Annotated in this window: 16 protein-coding genes; 14 read left to right on the top strand and 2 right to left on the bottom strand. The window is 60.4% G+C overall.

The window, feature by feature from the left end:
- Positions 1 to 8: 8 nt before the first annotated feature.
- From C5750_RS10995 to C5750_RS10945, 10 genes are all read left to right on the top strand, one after another.
- The gene (locus tag C5750_RS10995) at positions 9 to 1,610 is read left to right on the top strand and encodes an acyl CoA:acetate/3-ketoacid CoA transferase (RefSeq protein WP_105733958.1); all 1,602 of its coding nucleotides are present in this window, start codon (positions 9 to 11) and stop codon (positions 1,608 to 1,610) included.
- Positions 1,603 to 2,382, top strand: a complete 780-nt coding sequence (locus C5750_RS10990; RefSeq protein WP_105733957.1) for an enoyl-CoA hydratase/isomerase family protein — start codon at positions 1,603 to 1,605, stop codon at positions 2,380 to 2,382. The genes C5750_RS10995 and C5750_RS10990 overlap by 8 nt, the downstream gene beginning before the upstream one ends.
- Entirely contained in the window at positions 2,382 to 3,890 is a 1,509-nt protein-coding gene (locus C5750_RS10985; protein WP_105733956.1) for an aldehyde dehydrogenase family protein, read from the top strand. The genes C5750_RS10990 and C5750_RS10985 overlap by 1 nt, the downstream gene beginning before the upstream one ends.
- A 107-nt stretch (positions 3,891 to 3,997) precedes the next feature.
- On the top strand, positions 3,998 to 5,245 hold the full coding sequence (locus C5750_RS10980; RefSeq protein ID WP_105733955.1) for an ABC transporter substrate-binding protein: 1,248 nt from the start codon (positions 3,998 to 4,000) through the stop codon (positions 5,243 to 5,245).
- Positions 5,246 to 5,339: 94 nt separating this feature from the next.
- Positions 5,340 to 6,218: a carbohydrate ABC transporter permease gene (locus C5750_RS10975; RefSeq protein ID WP_105733954.1), complete on the top strand. Its 879-nt coding sequence runs from the start codon at positions 5,340 to 5,342 to the stop codon at positions 6,216 to 6,218.
- Entirely contained in the window at positions 6,215 to 7,096 is an 882-nt protein-coding gene (locus C5750_RS10970; RefSeq protein WP_105733953.1) for a carbohydrate ABC transporter permease, read from the top strand. Before C5750_RS10975 ends, C5750_RS10970 begins: the two co-directional genes overlap by 4 nt.
- Positions 7,097 to 7,100: 4 nt before the next feature.
- A complete protein-coding gene (locus C5750_RS10965) occupies positions 7,101 to 8,219 on the top strand; it encodes an ABC transporter ATP-binding protein (RefSeq protein WP_105733952.1) in 1,119 nt (372 codons plus the stop codon).
- 13 nt (positions 8,220 to 8,232) lie between these two features.
- Positions 8,233 to 9,756, top strand: a complete 1,524-nt coding sequence (locus C5750_RS10960) for a GMC oxidoreductase (RefSeq protein ID WP_105733951.1) — start codon at positions 8,233 to 8,235, stop codon at positions 9,754 to 9,756.
- Complete coding sequence (locus tag C5750_RS10955; protein ID WP_105733950.1) at positions 9,756 to 10,532, top strand: 3-ketoacyl-ACP reductase; 777 nt, start codon at positions 9,756 to 9,758, stop codon at positions 10,530 to 10,532. The genes C5750_RS10960 and C5750_RS10955 overlap by 1 nt, the downstream gene beginning before the upstream one ends.
- Positions 10,533 to 10,723: 191 nt before the next feature.
- Positions 10,724 to 12,403: a GMC family oxidoreductase gene (locus tag C5750_RS10945; RefSeq protein ID WP_105733948.1), complete on the top strand. Its 1,680-nt coding sequence runs from the start codon at positions 10,724 to 10,726 to the stop codon at positions 12,401 to 12,403.
- A 55-nt stretch (positions 12,404 to 12,458) separates the two neighbouring features.
- Here the strand turns inward: C5750_RS10945 and C5750_RS10940 are convergent, their stop codons facing one another.
- Complete coding sequence (locus tag C5750_RS10940; protein ID WP_105733947.1) at positions 12,459 to 12,716, bottom strand: DUF982 domain-containing protein; 258 nt, start codon at positions 12,714 to 12,716, stop codon at positions 12,459 to 12,461.
- A gap of 158 nt (positions 12,717 to 12,874) precedes the next feature.
- Complete coding sequence (locus C5750_RS10935; RefSeq protein WP_245421083.1) at positions 12,875 to 13,810, bottom strand: LysR substrate-binding domain-containing protein; 936 nt, start codon at positions 13,808 to 13,810, stop codon at positions 12,875 to 12,877.
- Between the two features lie 104 nt (positions 13,811 to 13,914).
- Here C5750_RS10935 and argH point away from each other — a divergent pair, with 104 nt between their 5' ends.
- The 4 genes from argH to C5750_RS10915 are packed head-to-tail and all read left to right on the top strand — an operon-like array spanning position 13,915 to position 17,907.
- Positions 13,915 to 15,354 (top strand): argininosuccinate lyase, encoded by a 1,440-nt coding sequence (argH, locus tag C5750_RS10930; RefSeq protein ID WP_105734586.1) that lies wholly within the window; start codon positions 13,915 to 13,917, stop codon positions 15,352 to 15,354.
- Positions 15,351 to 16,259 carry an amino acid ABC transporter permease gene (locus tag C5750_RS10925; protein WP_425350445.1) on the top strand — a complete coding sequence of 303 codons (909 nt, stop codon included), beginning with the start codon at positions 15,351 to 15,353 and terminating at the stop codon, positions 16,257 to 16,259. Before argH ends, C5750_RS10925 begins: the two co-directional genes overlap by 4 nt.
- A gap of 2 nt (positions 16,260 to 16,261) precedes the next feature.
- Positions 16,262 to 17,026 carry an amino acid ABC transporter ATP-binding protein gene (locus C5750_RS10920; protein ID WP_105733945.1) on the top strand — a complete coding sequence of 255 codons (765 nt, stop codon included), beginning with the start codon at positions 16,262 to 16,264 and terminating at the stop codon, positions 17,024 to 17,026.
- Between the two features lie 59 nt (positions 17,027 to 17,085).
- Positions 17,086 to 17,907, top strand: a complete 822-nt coding sequence (locus tag C5750_RS10915) for an ABC transporter substrate-binding protein (protein WP_199537985.1) — start codon at positions 17,086 to 17,088, stop codon at positions 17,905 to 17,907.
- Positions 17,908 to 17,972: the final 65 nt, after the last annotated feature.

Raw genomic sequence — 17,972 nt, 5'->3', positions numbered from 1 at the left:
GTTCAAGCATGAGCAAGCACATAACCCCTGAAGAGGCGGCAAACCTCATCCCCGACGCAGCGATTGTTTCCGTCTCGTCGTCAAGCGGCCTTGGCTGTCCCGATCTGATGCTGAAAGCCATCGGCGCGCGTTTCGATGCGACGGGCCATCCGCGCGATCTGACCACGCTGCATCCCATTGCGGCGGGTGACATGAGCGGCATCAAAGGCATCGATTACATCGCCAGGAAGGGGCTGCTCAAGCGCATTCTCGGCGGTTCCTATCCCTCCGGGCCATCGAGTGCCGAACCGCCGCTGATCTGGCAGATGATCGGCAATGACGAAGTGGCCGCCTACAATATTCCCTCCGGCATCCTGTTCGACATGCACCGCGAGGCGGCGGCCAAGCGTCCGGGCGTTCTGACCAAGGTCGGGCTCGATACATTCGTCGACCCGGACCGCCAGGGTTGCGCCATGAACGCTTCGGCCGCCCGCGAGCCGGTGGTCCGCAAGATCGAGTTCGACGGGGAGGAATGGCTGTTCTTCAAGCCGGTCATCCCGCAAGTCGCCATCATCCGTGCGACCACGGCCGATGAGCGCGGCAACCTGACCTATGAACATGAAGGCGCATACCTCGGCGGCTTCGATCAGGCTTTGGCCGCGCGCAACAATGGCGGCATCGTCATTGCGCAGGTCAAGCGCATCACCAAGAGCGGTTCGCTCAAACCGCATGACGTGCGCGTTCCCGGCATTCTGGTTGATTATGTCGTCGTCGACCCCGACCAGAAGCAGACAACACAGACCGTTTACGACCCGGCCATCTCAGGTGAGATCTTCCATCCGCTTGACGATTTCGCTCTGCCGGATTTCAATATCCAGAAGGTGATTGCCCGCCGTGTCGCGACGGAGCTTGAGGCAGGCAGCGCGGTCAATCTCGGTTTCGGCATTTCCGCCAATGTCCCGCGCATCCTGCTCGAAGAGGGCCTGCATGGCGCGGTGACGTGGGTGATCGAACAGGGGCCGGTCGGCGGCATCCCGCTTCTCGACTTTGCCTTCGGCTGCGCCTCCAACGCCGAGGCCTTCGTGCCGTCGCCGCATCAGTTCACCTACTTCCAGGGGGCGGGCTTTGATGCCTCGCTATTGTCCTTCCTCGAGATCGACAAGTCCGGCTCCGTCAACGTGTCCAAGCTCAGCTTCCGCCCGCATGTGACGGCCGGTGCCGGCGGTTTCGTCGATATCACCGCGCGGGCCCGCAAGATCGTCTTCTCCGGCATGTTCAATGCCGGTGCCAAGGTGCATGTGGCCGATGGCAGGCTGGTCATCGAAAGGGAAGGCAAGCTGCAGAAGCTGGTCAACGAAGTCGAGCACGTCACCTTCTCTGGCCGCCGCGCCGTGGAACAGGGGCAGGACATCACCTATGTCACCGAGCGCTGCGTCATGGTCCTTCGCCCGGAAGGCATCGTGCTGACCGAGATCGCGCCGGGTGTCGATCTCCAGACCCAGATTCTCGATCAGTCGGAATTCCCGCTGATCGTTGCCGGCGATCTGAAACTGATGGCAGCAGAGCTCTTTGCCGAAGGACCGTTCGGCCTGAAGCTGCCGCAGAAACCGGAAAGGACGCTCCATGGCTGAGCCCCGCATTACGGTTGACGTTAACGGGCCTGTCGCAACCATCACCGTGTCGCGCCCGGAAAAACTCAATGCTTTTGACATCGATATGTTGAAGGAACTCTCCGCCGCGTGTGACGAATTGGAGGCCAATGCCGATATTCGCGCCGCCATCCTCACCGGCGCCGGCAAGGCCTTTTCCGCAGGCGGCGATATCAAGGCCTGGGCGGCGATGACGCCGAATGAATTCGGCCATGCCTGGGTCCGCTTCGGGCACCGCGTCTTCGAGCGTCTGGCGACGTTGCGCGTGCCGTTGATCGCCGCGCTCAACGGTCATGCGCTGGGCGGCGGGCTGGAGCTGGCGGCTGCTGCCGATATCCGCATTGCCGAGACGCATATCCGCATCGGTCTGCCGGAGACCGGCCTCGGCATGGTGCCAGGCTGGTCGGGAACGCAGCGGCTTGTCCGCCGGTTTGGTGCGCAGGCCGTGCGCCGCATGGCGCTGGGCGGCGAAACCTTCAGCGCGACTGAAGCGGCCTCGCTTGGGATCGTCGATCACGTCGTGGAAACCGGCGCTGCCGTCACCGCGGCGCAGGCCTATGCCGAGCGGATCGCCAGGCGCGGCCCGGCTGCGGAGGAAGTGGCGAAACTGATGATTGCGTCGGCTAACGGCGAAGACAATGGCACGGCGGTCGAAGCCCTCGGCTCGATCCTCGTCGCCAAAACAGCGGACCTGAAAGAAGGTGTTTCGGCCTTTGCCGAAAAGCGTGAGCCCGTGTTCAAGGGAGAATGGTAATGACGGTTCTGATGCGGCCACAGGCGCTCGATAATTTCAAGGTGCGCGAATTCCAGATGCTGATCGACGGCAAATGGACCAATGGGGCGCAAGGCGGCGTGATCGAGCGCAAGAGCCCCGGCCATGGTGTCGTGGTCTCGCGCTATCAGGCAGGCACGAAAGCCGACGCGGAGCGCGCCATCCATGCCGCCCGCAATGCCTTCGACAACGGTCCCTGGTCGCGCATGACCGGTGCCGAGCGCTCGAATATCCTGCTCAAGGCCGCCGATCTGATTGCTGCCCGTTCCGACGAACTTGCCTATCTCGACTGCATCGAATCCGGCAAACCAATTTCGCAGGCCAAGGGCGAGCTGAGTGGTGCGGTCGATATCTGGCGCTATGCCGCCGCGCTTGGCCGCGATCTGCACGGGGAAAGCTACAACACGCTGGGCGACGGCACGCTGGGCGTGGTTCTGCGCGAGGCGATCGGCGTCATCTCCATTATCACGCCGTGGAACTTTCCGTTCCTGATCGTCAGCCAGAAACTGCCCTTTGCCCTGGCGGCTGGTTGCACGGCTGTTGTAAAACCGTCAGAACTGACCTCGGGGTCCACGCTCGTTCTCGGCGAAATCCTGATGGAAGCCGGTGTTCCCGCCGGTGTCGTCAATATCCTTGCCGGTACGGGCGCGGAAGTCGGCGCGCCGATGACCACCCATCCGGATGTCGATATGGTCTCGTTCACGGGCTCGACCCTTGTCGGCAAGCTGACGATGGCCAATGCTGCCCAGACGCTGAAAAAGGTCTCGCTCGAGCTTGGCGGCAAAAACCCGCAGATTGTTTTCCCGGATGCCAATCTCGATGATTTCATTGATGCGGCGGTGTTCGGCGCCTATTTCAACGCGGGCGAATGCTGCAATGCCGGTTCGCGGCTGATCGTGCATCGCGACATTGCTGATGAAGTAACGCGCCGCGTTGCGGAGCTTTCCGCCAAGGTGAAAGTGGGTGACCCGCTCAACCCTGAAACCAAGGTCGGCGCGATCATCACCCCGGAACATCTGGCCAAGATTGATACCTACGTGCGCAATGCCGAAACCGCCGGTGCGGCGCTGTCGCATGGCGGTGCACCGCTTGATTTGGGCCTCGGGCAGTATATGAGCCCGACCATTCTTTCGGCGGTGCAGCCGGATATGGCGGTGGCGCGTGAAGAAGTGTTTGGTCCTGTGCTTTCCGTGCTAACATTCGAGACGATGGAAGACGCCATCCGGATTGCCAATTCCATCGACTACGGCCTGTCGGCAGGCGTGTGGAGCCGCGATTTCGATACGTGTCTGACCGTTGGCCGCCGGGTGCGTGCCGGGACCATCTGGATGAACACGTTCATGGACGGCGCAGCGGAGCTGCCGTTCGGCGGTTATCGCCAGTCTGGCCTTGGCCGTGAACTGGGCCGTCATGCGGTCGAGGACTACACCGAGACCAAGACCCTGAACATGCATATGGGGCGGAGGACATTACTTTGGGCGTCGAATTAAATCGATTGTATTCGCTGTTCGGCTTATTGTATGAATGGAGCAGGCTGAGGGATAACTGAGGTCTAGGGTAGTGGGAATTTTATCTTTTTTTCCTTGGGAGGAATGAAATGAATAAGTTGATGAATACGGTTGCTGCGGCAGCCATGCTGCTCGGCACGGCCACGATGGCCCGCGCTGCCGAAAACGTCGAAGTCCTGCATTGGTGGACATCCGGCGGTGAAGCGACGGCGCTGGAAGTCCTGAAGAAGGATCTGGAAAAGAAGGGCATCACCTGGTCTGACATGCCTGTCGCCGGCGGTGGCGGTACGGAAGCCATGACCGTTCTGCGCGCTCGCGTGACCGGCGGCAACCCTCCAACAGCCGTGCAGGCCCTGGGCTTCGACATTACCGACTGGGCCAAGCAGGGTGTTCTTGCCAATCTTGACGATGTTGCCTCGAAGGAAAAGTGGGCCGACGTTATTCCCGGCGCACTGCAGAATTTCTCCAAATATGACGGTCACTGGATCGCCGCACCGGTCAACGTTCACTCCACCAACTGGATGTGGATCAACAAGGCCGCTCTCGACAAGGCTGGCGGCAAGGAACCCAAGAACTGGGACGAGCTGATTGCCCTTCTCGACAACTTCAAGAAGCAGGGCATCACACCGATCGCCCACGGCGGCCAGCCATGGCAGGACGCGACGATTTTTGATGCGGTTGTCCTGTCGCTCGGCAATGACTTCTACAAGGCTGCTTTCATCGATCTCGATCCCAAGGCTTTGGGCGGCGCGAAGATGAAGGAAGCGTTTGACCGCATGACCAAGCTGCGCTCCTACGTGGACAGCAACTTCTCCGGCCGCGACTGGAATCTTGCCTCCACCATGGTTATCGAGGGCAAGGCCGGTGTGCAGTTCATGGGCGATTGGGCCAAGGGCGAGTTCGTCAAGGCCAAGAAGGAGCCAGGCAAGGATTTCGTTTGCATGCGCTTCCCCGGTACCCAGGGTTCGGTCACCTTCAACTCCGATCAGTTCCTGTTCTTCAAGAAGAGCGAAGCAGAGCACAAGTCGCAGCTCGTCATGGCATCGTCCATTGAAAGCCCGACCTTCCAGTCCGCTTTCAATGTCGTGAAGGGTTCCGCCCCGGCACGCACGGACGTTTCCGATGCAGCGTTCGATGCCTGCGGCAAGAAGGCGATCAAGGATCTGGCCGAAGCCAACAAGGCGGGCACGCTCTACGGCTCCATGGCCCATGGCTATGCGGTTCCGGCTGCCATCAAGAATGCGATCTATGACGTGGTGACCCGCGAATTCAACGGTGAGCTGACGTCCGATGCAGCGGTCAAGGAACTCGTTTCCGCCGTGGACGCTGCCAAGTAAGCGCGCGCCTTCTGTCCGGGGCGCTAAGCCCCGGACAGGTTCCCGTGAACATGCACGGCAATGACAAGAACTTAAGAGTTGAAGGGGTGAGGCTATGGATACCCGCAGCCGCATACAGGACTTGATACCCAAACTGGTCTTGGGGCCGAGTTTTCTGATTGTCCTGATCTTCGTCTATGGCTTTATCATCTATACGGGCGTCCTGTCGTTCACCGACAGCAAGATGTTGCCGTCCTTTGGTTTTGTCGGACTGGAGAATTACCGCAAATTGTGGGCCCTGCCGCATTGGTGGCGGGCGATCACCAATCTTGGTATCTTTGCCTCGCTCTATATCATCATCTGCACCGTCATCGGGCTCGGCCTTGCCATCCTGCTGGATCAGAAGATCCGCATCGAAGGTTTCCTGCGGCCGATCTACCTCTACCCCATGGCGCTGTCGTTCATCGTGACCGGTGTTGCCTGGAAATGGTTTCTCGATCCCGGCATCGGCCTTGAAAACACCATGCACCAGTGGGGCTGGACCAGTTTCGCCTTCAACTGGATCAAGGATTCCAAGATGGCGATCTATACGGTGGTGATCGCCGCCGTGTGGCAATCCTCCGGCTTTGTCATGGCCATGTTCCTTGCTGGTCTGCGCGGTGTCGATAACGAGATCATCAAGGCGGCACAGATCGATGGTGCGTCCACCGCCATGATCTATCGCCGTATCATCATTCCGCTGATGCGCCCGGTTTTCCTGTCGGCCTTCGTCGTGCTCGCCCATCTCGCCATCAAGGCGTATGACCTGGTGATTGCGCTGACCGGCGGCGGCCCCGGACAGGCGACGGAACTGCCCGCCACCTTCATGTACTCCTATACGTTCACCCGCAATTCCATGGGCATCGGCGCGTCCTCGGCCATCATCATGCTGATCACCATTTTCGCGATCATCATTCCCTATCTCTATTCCGAAGTCAGGGGAGGCAGCAAATGAGCGCCCAGAGCCCGGACAATGCCATCTCCAGCGGCAAGCTGACCCGCGTCTTGATCTACATCGCCTTGCTGGTTTTCGCCTTTTACTATCTTTTGCCGCTCTACGTCATGGTGGTGAACTCGCTCAAGACCTTGGACGAGATTCGCCAGGGCGGCATGCTGTCGCCGCCGCATGAATGGACAATCGAGCCCTGGCTTGCGGCGTGGTCGACGGCCCAGATCGGCGTGCAGCCGACGGGCTTGCGGCCCTATTTCATCAATTCGATCATCATGGTCATCCCGGCCGTGGCAATTTCAACGGTGCTGGGTGCGCTGAATGGCTACGTGCTGACGAAGTGGCGGTTCCGCGGCTCGAATGTCATGTTCGGCATGCTGCTGCTCGGCTGCTTCATTCCGTTCCAGATCGTTCTCATACCGATGGCGCGGGTTCTCGGGGCTCTCGGAATGGCCGGCACAATTCAAGGCCTGATTTTCGTCCACGTGATCTATGGCCTTGGCTTCACCACGCTGTATTTCCGCAACTACTACGAAGCATTTCCGACGGAGCTGGTCCGCGCGGCGCAGATCGACGGTGCCAGCTTCTTCCAGATTTTCTGGCGTATCCTTCTGCCATCGTCGGGTCCGATCATCGTCGTGTCCGTCATCTGGCAGTTCACCAATATCTGGAACGACTTCCTGTTCGGCGCCTCGTTCTCCGGGTTCAGCAGCACGCCGATGACGGTCGCGCTCAACAACCTCGTCAACTCGTCGACGGGCGTGAAGGAATATAACGTGCATTTCGCCGGCGCGATCCTCGCCGCACTGCCAACTCTTATCGTCTACATCGTTTCCGGGCGCTACTTCGTCCGTGGACTTATGTCCGGCGCCGTGAAGGGATAATCTCATGTCATTCCTACAGATCAAGAACCTGCATAAATCCTATGGCAATGTCCCGATCCTGAAGGACATCAATATCGAGATCGACGAGGGTGGCTTTCTCGTCCTCGTCGGCCCTTCCGGCTGCGGCAAGTCCACCTTGCTCAACACCATTGCCGGGCTCGAACCGATCAGCTCCGGTGATATCTCCATCAAGGGAAAGTCGATTAGCGGACTGCATCCCTCCAAACGCGACATCGCCATGGTGTTCCAGTCCTATGCGCTTTATCCGAACATGACAGTCGGCGGAAACATCGCCTTCGGCATGGAAATCCGCGGCGTGCCGAAGGAGGAACGCGAAAAGGCCATCAAGCAGGTTGCCGACATGCTGCAGATCGGCCATCTGCTCGACCGCAAGCCGAGCCAGCTCTCCGGCGGCCAGCGCCAGCGCGTTGCCATGGGCCGGGCGCTCGTGCGCAATCCGCAGGTGTTCCTGTTCGATGAACCCCTGTCCAATCTCGATGCCAAGCTGCGTGTCGACATGCGCACCGAAATCAAGCGCCTGCACCAACGCATGAAAACCACCATCGTCTATGTCACGCACGACCAGATCGAGGCGATGACGCTGGCCACCAAGATCGCCGTGCTCAAGGACGGTATCCTCCAGCAGTTCGGCACCCCGGCGGAAATCTACAACAATCCGACCAACCTCTTTGTCGCCGACTTCATGGGATCACCCGCCATGAACCTGCTCAAGGCCAAGATTGAGGGCGGTGCTTCGGATTTGAGCGTTGTGCTTGACCGCCCTGATTCCGCACCATTGCGGTTGCCGATCAGGAAGACCACCAGTGCGCTGGTGGGCCATTCCGGCAAGGACGTGATTTTCGGCATCCGGCCGGAAGCGCTGACCGATCCGGATGGCGCGGACCGCAACGCTACATCGCTGGTGGAAGGCGAATGCCTGATCGACGTGGTTGAACCGGCGGGGTCCGATACCTTTGCCGTGACCAAGCTTGGCAGCAAGGAAGTGGTGGCGCGCCTGCGTGCCGACGCTCAGATTCTGCCGGGGCAGAAGACCCAGCTGGCATTCAATCTCGACAAGGCCGTGTTCTTCGATCCGCAATCGCAGCTGCGCATCGGCGCCTGACGATCACAATGTCATGAACGCCGCATCGCAACAAAGCCGATCCCCCGATATCGTCATCATCGGTTCGGGGATTGGCGGGTCGACTATTGCCGCCGGTCTGGCAGGCTCGGGAGCAGATATTCTGATCCTGGAGGCGGGCGATCATTTGCCTGACCGTCCGGAAAACCGCGATCCGCGTGCAATCTTCCAGAAGGGGTTCTTCCGCCCGGATGAAAGCTGGTACGATGCGCAGGGCAAGGCCTTCAATCCCGGCAATTACTACAATGTCGGTGGCAATTCGAAATTCTATGGCGCGGTGCTGACGCGTTACCGGGCAGAGGACTTTGCCGAGATGCAGCATCTCGAGGGTGTCTCGCCCGCCTGGCCGTTTGCCTATGACGAGCTCGAGCCATGGTACGGCAAGGCAGAGGCGCTCTACCGGGTGCGTGGAACTTCGGGCGAAGACCCGACGGAACCGCGTCATTCGACGCCCTATGGCTTTTCGCCCGTACCCGACGAGGAACCCATCGGCATCCTGCGCAGGCGGCTGCGCGTTGCCGGCGTCCACCCTTTCTCGCTGCCGCTCGGCGTCGACATCGACACCTGGCTGTCCCATGGCAGGACGCCGTGGGATGCGCATCCGAACAGTTTCAACGGCAAGATGGATGCGGAAACCACGGCCCTTGCCCAGGCGCTGACGCACGGCAATATCCGCCTGCAGACCAATTCGCGCGTCACGCGGCTGGAAACGGCGGGTGACGGGAAGTCGATTGCCGCCGTGCACTATGTCAGGGATGGCGTGCCCGCGGTGGTCAAGCCGAAACTGGTGATCCTTTCGGCGGGTGCGGTGCAGTCCGCGGTGCTTCTGCTGCGCTCGGCCGACAGCCGCAATCCCGCTGGTCTTGCCAACCGCTCCGATCAGGTCGGCCGCAATTTCATGAATCACAACCTGTCGGCGGTCATCGGGTTCGATCCGCGTTTCCGCAACGATTCCATCTATCAGAAAACATTCGGCTTCAATGATTTCTACCTGTCCGACGGCGAGGGCGGCGCACCACTCGGCAATGTGCAATTGCTCGGGCGGATCAGCGGCCCCGTGCTGAAGTCGGACTTGAAGCTCGTGCCTGAATGGGTGCTCGACCGGTTCTGCCGCCATACGGTGGATTTCCTTGCCATGAGCGAGGATGTGCCCAAGCCGGAAAGCCGCGTTCGCGTCGACGGTGACAGGATCATACTCGAATGGGTGCGCAGCAACTGGCCTGCACATCAGAAACTGGTGGCCCGGATCAAGTCGGTGTTGCGCACCGCCGGGTTTCCCGTGGTCCTGTCCAAGGCCTTTGACCGCAAGACCCCGTCGCATCAATGCGGCACCGTGCGGATGGGCACGGACCCGGCACAGGCACCGCTCGATATCCACTGCCGCGCCTTTGACCACCCGAACCTGTTTGTCGTTGACGCTGCTTTCCTTCCCACATCCGCCGCGGTCAACCCGGCACTAACCATTGCCGCGCAGGCGCTGCGCGTCGCCGATCACATCATTGCCGGGGAGCTTGCATGATGAGTATCCAGCCCAAACCCGTCGCCCTGGTTACCGGCGCCCGGCGCGGCATCGGCCTTGGTATTGCCACGGCGCTTGCCGCCAAAGGCTTCGACCTTGCGGTCATCGATCTTGTGCGGGATGAAGCTGGTAATGCCGCTGTTTCAGCGCTGGAATCACTCGGCGCCAGGGTAGAATTCATTGCAGCGGATCTGGCTGATCTTTCCAATCACGCACAAACGGTCAACGCCGTCATGTCGGCCTTCGGCCGGATTGATTGTCTCGTCAACAATGCCGGAATCGGCTCGAAGGTGCGCGGTGATTTCCTTGATCTTGAGCCGGCAAACTACGATGCGATCTTTGATATCAATGTGCGGGGAACCGTATTCTTCACCCAGGCGGTACTGCCTGCCATGCTTGGCGGCAATGACAAAGCTGCACCGCGTACGATCGTCAACATCACATCGGTTTCCGCGGGGATGACCTCGCCGGAACGTCTCGATTACTGCATGACCAAGGCGGCGCTGGCGTCGTTCACGCAAGGGCTGGCCGTGCGGCTCGCGGAGGAGGGGATCAGCGTTTTCGACGTGCGCCCCGGCATCATCCGCTCCGACATGACGGCCGTTGCCGCAGCCAGATATGACAAGCGCATCGCCGAAGGACTCGTGCCGATGAAGCGCTGGGGCGAGCCGGATGATCTCGGCCGCATCGTCGCGGCGCTCGCCTGCGGGGATTTCAATTTTGCCACCGGCTCGATCATCAATGCGGATGGCGCTCTTTCGATCAATCGACTTTAGCAGGTTGGAAAAATATGAATTTCACCCCCCTCTGTCCTGCCGGACATCTCCCCCACAAGGGGGGAGATCAGCTTTCATTCCTGAATCGATTCGTTCTGCGGCATTACAAAGCAAGCGATAATGTTGATGCCGATGTGATCTCCCCCCTTGTGGGGGAGATGGGCGGCAGCCCAGAGGGGGGTGTCTGAGTCATGGCAAACTCCGCCCAAAAATCCACGTCCTACGATTACATCATCACCGGTGCCGGCCCTGCGGGGTGCGTGCTTGCCAATCGCCTCAGCGAGGATCCCGATGTAAAGGTCCTGCTGCTCGAGGCAGGCGGCGGCGACTGGAATCCGCTGTTCCACATGCCGGCGGGCTTTGCCAAGATGACCAAGGGTGTCGCCAGCTGGGGCTGGTCGACCGTGCCGCAGAAGCACATGAAGAACCGCGTGCTGCGCTACACGCAGGCCAAGGTCATCGGTGGCGGCTCCAGCATCAATGCGCAGCTTTATACGCGCGGCAATGCAACCGATTACGACCTGTGGTCCTCGGAAGATGGCTGTGCCGGTTGGAGCTACCGCGACGTGCTGCCCTATTTCAAGCGGGCGGAAGACAATCAGCGCTTTGCCGATGACTACCATTCCTATGGCGGGCCGCTGGGTGTTTCCATGCCGGTTGCAACCCTGCCGATCTGCGATGCCTATATCCGGGCCGGGCAGGAACTCGGCATTCCCTACAACCATGATTTCAACGGCAGGCAGCAGGCCGGTGTCGGTTTCTACCAGCTGACCCAGCGCGATCGCCGCCGCTCATCGGCGTCGATGGCCTATCTTGCCCCGGTCAGAACGCGCAAGAACCTGACGATCCGCATGGGCGCGCAGGTGACAAGAATCGTGGTTGAGAACAGCCGGGCCGTCGGTGTTGAAATTGCCAGGGGCAATGCCCGCGAGATCATCCGCGCCGAGCGGGAAGTGCTGGTCAGTTCCGGCGCCATCGGCTCGCCGAAACTGCTGCTGCAATCGGGCATCGGCGCGGCAGATCACCTGCGTAAAGTTGGTGTTCCCGTCGTGCACAACCTGCCCGGTGTCGGCGAGAACATGCAGGATCATCTGGATCTGTTCGTGATTTCCGAATGCACCGGCGATCACACCTATGACGGCGTCGCCAAACTGCACCGCACCCTGTGGGCCGGGCTGCAATATGTGCTGTTCCGCTCCGGGCCCGTCGCATCCAGCCTGTTTGAAACAGGCGGTTTCTGGTACGCCGATCCCGACGCCCGCTCGCCTGATATCCAGTTCCATCTCGGGCTGGGGTCGGGCATCGAGGCGGGTGTCGAGCGGCTGAAGAATGCGGGTGTCACCCTCAATTCAGCCTATCTGCATCCGCGGTCGCGCGGCACGGTGCGGCTGCAATCGGCCGATCCAATGGCCGCGCCGCTGATCGATCCCAACTACTGGAGCGATCCGCACGACCGCAAAATGTCGATCGAAGGATTGAAACTTGCGCGCGAAATCATGAACCAGGCGGCACTGAAACCCTTCGTCATGGCGGAACGCCTGCCGGGACCGAAATACAATTCCGACGAGGAATTGTTCGATTACGGTTGCGCCAATGCCAAGACCGATCATCACCCGGTCGGCACCTGCAAGATGGGCACCGATTCCATGGCTGTTGTCGGCCTCGACCTGAAGGTGCATGGGCTGGACGGACTGCGCGTCTGCGACAGTTCGGTCATGCCGCGGGTTCCCTCGTGCAACACCAATGCGCCGACCATCATGATGGGTGAAAAGGGGGCTGATATCATCCGCAAGCTAGCGCCGCTGCCGCCCGCTGTCTTCAGCCATGAGATGAATGAAAAACGCCCGCGGGCGCGGGCGGATATTCGCTGATATCGAAGAATGAGCGGCGCCGGGACTGTGCTCGTTTCGGCGCCGCCCGCCCGGATTACTGACGCAGTCTCGTGTCGAGAAACACACCGGCATCGCGCGCGGCGCTGATAAAGGCATGGCGCGCCTTGTGGGCGGGTTTCCACCCGTCCAGGGCATCGAGACAGGCCTGCAATGCGCGGCGATAGCTCGCGCCGGTCTTTGACGGCCAGTAGCGCTGCAGGCACTCCATCGCTTCCCAGACGCTGGTGATGGCCCTCTGGCCTGTGGCACCCAGTTTGACCATGACCGGTATGGGGAAACGCTTGTCGTTCATCACTTCCTCCCTGAATATCCTGATGAGCATGGCATGCTGTTTGGCAATGCCAGACTAGACGAGGAAATGCGTCGGGAGTCCGTCCGGTTCCATGACAAGTTGATTAAATATTTTTGAACGGGACAGGTCCTGAAAACACGCGGATTTGACCGGCCGCGTCACCGCATGTCCGCGGGCATGGAGCTGACTTCGCGGAGCAGCCAGTCAAGGAATATGCGCATGGCCGGCCGTTGCGGACGGTCTTGCGGACATGTCAGCCAATAGGCGTGGCGGCTGACGAAGCCAAAGCCTTGCGGATTGACGAGCTTGCCGGTGGCAACCTCATCGGCGATCAGGCCGCGCGGCACCAGTGCAAGGCCCTGTCCGGCAATCGCCGCACGGATGACCAGCGCATAGAAGCCGAAATGCGTGATGCGGTCCGGAGCAAAATCGGTGATGTGCTGCGCGTCGGCAAATTCTTCCCAGCGCAAGGGCGTGTATTTGTGGTCGAGCAGCGGAAACCTGCCGATATCGCCGGGATCCCGGATGCCGCCAAGCCGGGCGATGAAGTGTGGCGCGCCGACGAGCGCCACCTCGCGGCCGAAAAGATAATGGTTGTCCTGACCAGGCCAATCGCCTTCGCCGAAACGAAACGCTGCATCCGCCTGATTGATCAGGTCATTGTTGGCGAAGGTCGACAGTTCGACATCGATATCCGGATGCGCTTCGGCGAAACCGGCAAAGCGCGGGATCAGCCAGCGGTCGCCCATGATCGGCAGGATATGCAGCTTGATGGCATTGGGCGACGATCCCAATGCGGCAATCCGCAGGGCCGCATTCTCCATGGCGCCGAGCGCGATGCGGGCTTCGGCCACGTAAATCCTGCCGGCTTCCGTGGTCGAGAGGCCGTAGGGGGTGCGGACAAACAGCGGAACGCCGGCCAGGGCTTCCAGCGCCAGCAATTGCTTGCTGACAGCGCTCTGCGTCATGTTCAGTGCCTTGGCGCAGGCCGTCGTGCTGCCATGTTCGGCAATCGCCGCAATGACCTGCAATGCCCGTGTGGATGGATATATCCGGCCGGATACCATCGCCTTTGCCTCGCTGGTTCTTCGCAATAGAGGGTATTCCTTTTTGGAATGGATATGCGAATTCATTTCGTTTGTCGTGTCAAAAGCACGGCCATAAGCTTCCAACAACGAGAAAAAGGGGAATGAATGCCATGACCGAGCAGTCCGTCCGTTTGTGGGGGGCTCGTTTCAGGACGAGTCCATCACCTGAGCTGACAGCGCTTTCCCGTTCGGAAAGCAGCTATTTCCGGCTTGTCCCGTATGATCTGGTATCGTCATTGTCCCATGCGCGGGAACTGGTGCGCGCCGGGATTTTGACCGAAGCTGAAGCGGAAACGGTTTTCGCGGCGATCAAGGGCATCGGTGCCGATTACGCGGCCGGCGCGATCGAGCCATCCGCTGCTGATGAAGATATTCATACATTTCTGGAGCGGGTTCTGGGCGAACGCATCGGCGCGCTCGGCGGCAAGCTGCGGGCGGGCCGTTCGCGCAATGACCAGGCCGCCAACGACCTGAAGCTTTATCTGCGCGACGTGGCGCGCGGGCTCGGCGCGGATATTCTTGTCCTGCAGCAGGCGCTCACCAGCCAGGCGGAAGCCCATGTGACGACGCTCGCTGCCGGTTTCACCCATTTGCAACCGGCCCAGCCCATCAGCTTTGCCCATCAGCTGCTTGCCCACGCCCAGACCTTTGCCCGCGATCTCGACCGGCTGCGCGATTGGGACAGGCGCGCGGCACGCTCGCCGCTCGGAGCCGCTGCAATGGCTGGTTCAAGCATTGCCGTGCAGCCGGAGCTATCGGCGCGCGAGCTTGGCTATGACGCGCCGTGCGAAAACTCCATCGATGCGGTGGGCAGCCGCGACCATGTGGCGGAATTCCTCTTTGTCACCGCCATGTTCGGCGTGCACCTGTCGCGCCTTGCCGAGGAGCTTTTCCTGTGGTCCTCGCGCCAGTTCCGCTGGATCGAGATGGATGACGGCTATGCCACGGGCTCGTCGATCATGCCGCAGAAGAAGAACTGCGATATCGCCGAGCTGACGCGCGGCCGCGCTTCCCGGCTGATTGGCAGCCTGACGACGATGCTCGTCGCCCTCAAGGGGCTGCCCTTCGCCTACAACCGTGACCTTGCCGAGGACAAGCACGCCGCCTTCGATACGATCGACGCCTTGACGCTGGTTGTGCCTGCCATGGCCGGTCTGATCCGGACCATGCGCGTCAACACCGACATCATGGGCAAACAGTCGGTCGATGGCTTCACATTGGCAACGGAGGTTGCCGACTGGCTGGCCAGGACCGGCGTGCCGTTCTCCGAGGCGCATGAAATCACCGGCGCACTGGTGCGCTACTGCGAAGACAGGAACATCGGCCTTGAGGACGTGAGCGACGATGATCTCGCCGCCGTCGATGTCAGGCTGTTGCCATCGATCCGGTCGAGCCTGTCGCCGCAGGCGGCGATCGCCGCGCGCAAGGGCTATGGCGGAACAGCCCCGGACCGGGTGCTCGAGCAGATCATCAGGCTTAAAACCGTGTTGGAATCGCAACGGGAGTGGCTATCCTCCCATGCAAGCCCGATAGCGGCTCTGAAAGGATGAAAACGATGGCCAACAGTGAACATACGGCTTCCGTCCCGCCTGCCATATATTCCATTGCCCACCTGAAGCACCAGCCACGGCGCCACTATGGCCGCTGGCTGGCCGCCGCCCTGATCATTCTGGCGCTGGCCATGATCGTCAAGGCTTTTGCCCAGGGGCAGATTGCCTGGCCGGTGGTCGGCCAGTTCTTCACCGCCCCGGCCATTCTCGCGGGTCTGTGGAACACCATCCTGATGACGATCTGCGCCATGGCCCTCGGGCTGGTGCTCGGTGTCGTCTTTGCCATCATGATCATGTCGCCCAATCCGGTGCTGAAATATGTGGCAGTGTTCTACATCTGGTTTTTCCGGGGAACGCCGCTGCTGCTGCAGCTGCTGCTCTGGTTCAATCTGGCGCTGATCTTTCCGACGCTTGGCATTCCCGGCCTGTTCGAAATGCGCACCGTCGATTTCATGACGCCGTTCATGGCAACGCTGCTTGGCCTTGGCATCAATCAGGGGGCCTATACCGCCGAAGTCGTGCGTGGCGGCATCCTCTCCGTCGACAACGGCCAGATCGAAGCCGCGAAAGTCATCGGCATGACACGGCTGACCATGCTGCGCCGTATCGTGCTGCCGCAGGCCATGCGCGTGATCATCCCGCCTGTCGGCAATGAAGTCATCAGCATGGTCAAGCTGACCTCGGTTGCCAGCGTCATTCAGTATGCGGAAATCCTGCGCAACGCGCAGGCGGTGTACTATGCCAACAACCGCGTCATGGAATTGCTGATCGTTTCGGCCATCTGGTATCTGGCTGTTGTGACCATTCTTTCCATCGGCCAGCATCTCCTCGAGAAACATTACTCGAAAAGCCTGGGGCGCCGGACCGGCAAGCGCACCGAACCTGCCGCAGCGCAAGGAGCCTGAACATGTCAGCCATGGTCGTAGCGGTAGACGTCAACAAATATTTCGGGCCGTTTCATGCGTTGCAGAACGTGTCGCTTGAAATCAAGCATGGCGAAGTCCTGTGCATCATCGGACCTTCAGGCTCTGGCAAAAGCACGCTCCTGCGCTGCATCAACCAGCTGGAGCGGATCGATGCCGGCGCCATCTGGATCGATGATGAGCTGGTCGGTTTTCGCCAGGATGGCAACAAGCTCTATGAACTCACCGATGCGCAGATTGCGCGCCAGCGCCTGGCCAGCGGCATGGTGTTCCAGAGGTTCAACCTTTTTGCCCATATGACGGTGCTGGAGAACATCATCGAAGGGCCGGTTATCGTTCAGAAGCGCGCCAAAGCCAGTGTCATCCCGGAAGCGATGGCATTGCTCGAGCGGGTTGGTCTTGCCGACAAGAAAGATGCCTATCCGAGCGAACTTTCCGGCGGGCAGCAGCAGCGCATCGCCATTGCCCGCGCCCTCGCCATGCAGCCCAAACTGATGCTGTTCGACGAGCCGACATCGGCGCTTGACCCGGAACTGGTCAGCGAGGTCCTCAGCGTCATGCGTGATCTCGCCACCAGCGGCATGACGATGATCGTCGTCACGCATGAGCTTGGCTTTGCCCGTGAGGTTGCACACCGCGTGGTGTTCATGGACCACGGCCGGATTGTCGAGACCGGAACGCCGCACGACATATTGAGCAGCCCGAAGCAAAAACGCACACAGGACTTCATCGCTGCGGTGTTGTCCTGAACCGGATTGAAATGAAGAGGCCGGAAAAACCGGCCAGAGAGGAACCAGACATGAAAACCATGACACGGCTTGCAATTCTTGGCGGAGCGCTGGCATTCAGCTTTTCCGCCGGGGCACAGGAACTTCCGGCCCGCATCAAGGCTGCCGGCAAACTGGTTATCGCGACCATGCCGAACTATCCGCCGATCACCTACAAGGACCCGGCGACCAATGTGCTGCAGGGCTTTGACATCGAGCTTGGCGAAGCCATCGGCAAGGAACTTGGCGTGAAAGTGGAATGGCAGGAAATCGCCTTTGCCCAGATGCTGCCATCGCTGCAGACAGGCCGCGTCGATCTGGCGATGGCCGGCATGAGCGACAAGAAGGCCCGCCAGGAAACGGCGGACTTCGTCGACTACATGAAATCCGGCGCGCAGTTCTACACCTCCAAGGCCCTGGCCGGCGAAATCAAGTCCGTGGACGATCTTTGCGGCAAGTCGGTGGGTGCCAGCCGTTCGACGGATTGGCCCGCGCAGATCACGGCCTGGAGTGAAACCAACTGCGTTGCCAAGGGCAAGCCCGCAATCAATGTCATGGGCACGGAAGGATCAGCCGATGCCCGCACGCAGATCAAGAGCCAGCGTCTCCAGGCAGCGGCCCAGGGCAACGAAACCCTGCCCTACAACCAGAAACTGGAACCTGACACTTATGTTACGCTTGGCGAAGCATTCAGCCAGTCTCTGGCTGGTATTCCGGTCCTGAAAAGCGAGACGCAATTGCGCGATGCGGTGAAAGTGGCGCTTGAAAAACTGCAGGCGAATGGTACCTATGATGCACTTTTGGATAAGTATGGTCTGAAGGCCAACAAGCTGACGCCCGTTACCATCAACGCGGGCGAATAAAGCGTAAGGCTGGAGAGACGAAAGGAGGCGGTTCTGGTACCGGTCAGGGCCGCCTTTGCATGGAA

It is taken from the genome of Phyllobacterium myrsinacearum, assembly GCF_002980555.1.
In the GTDB taxonomy this organism is placed as follows: Bacteria; Pseudomonadota; Alphaproteobacteria; order Rhizobiales; family Rhizobiaceae; genus Phyllobacterium; species Phyllobacterium myrsinacearum.
Note: the sequence above shows the minus strand (reverse complement) of the source record. Positions and strands in the feature narration are given on the sequence as shown.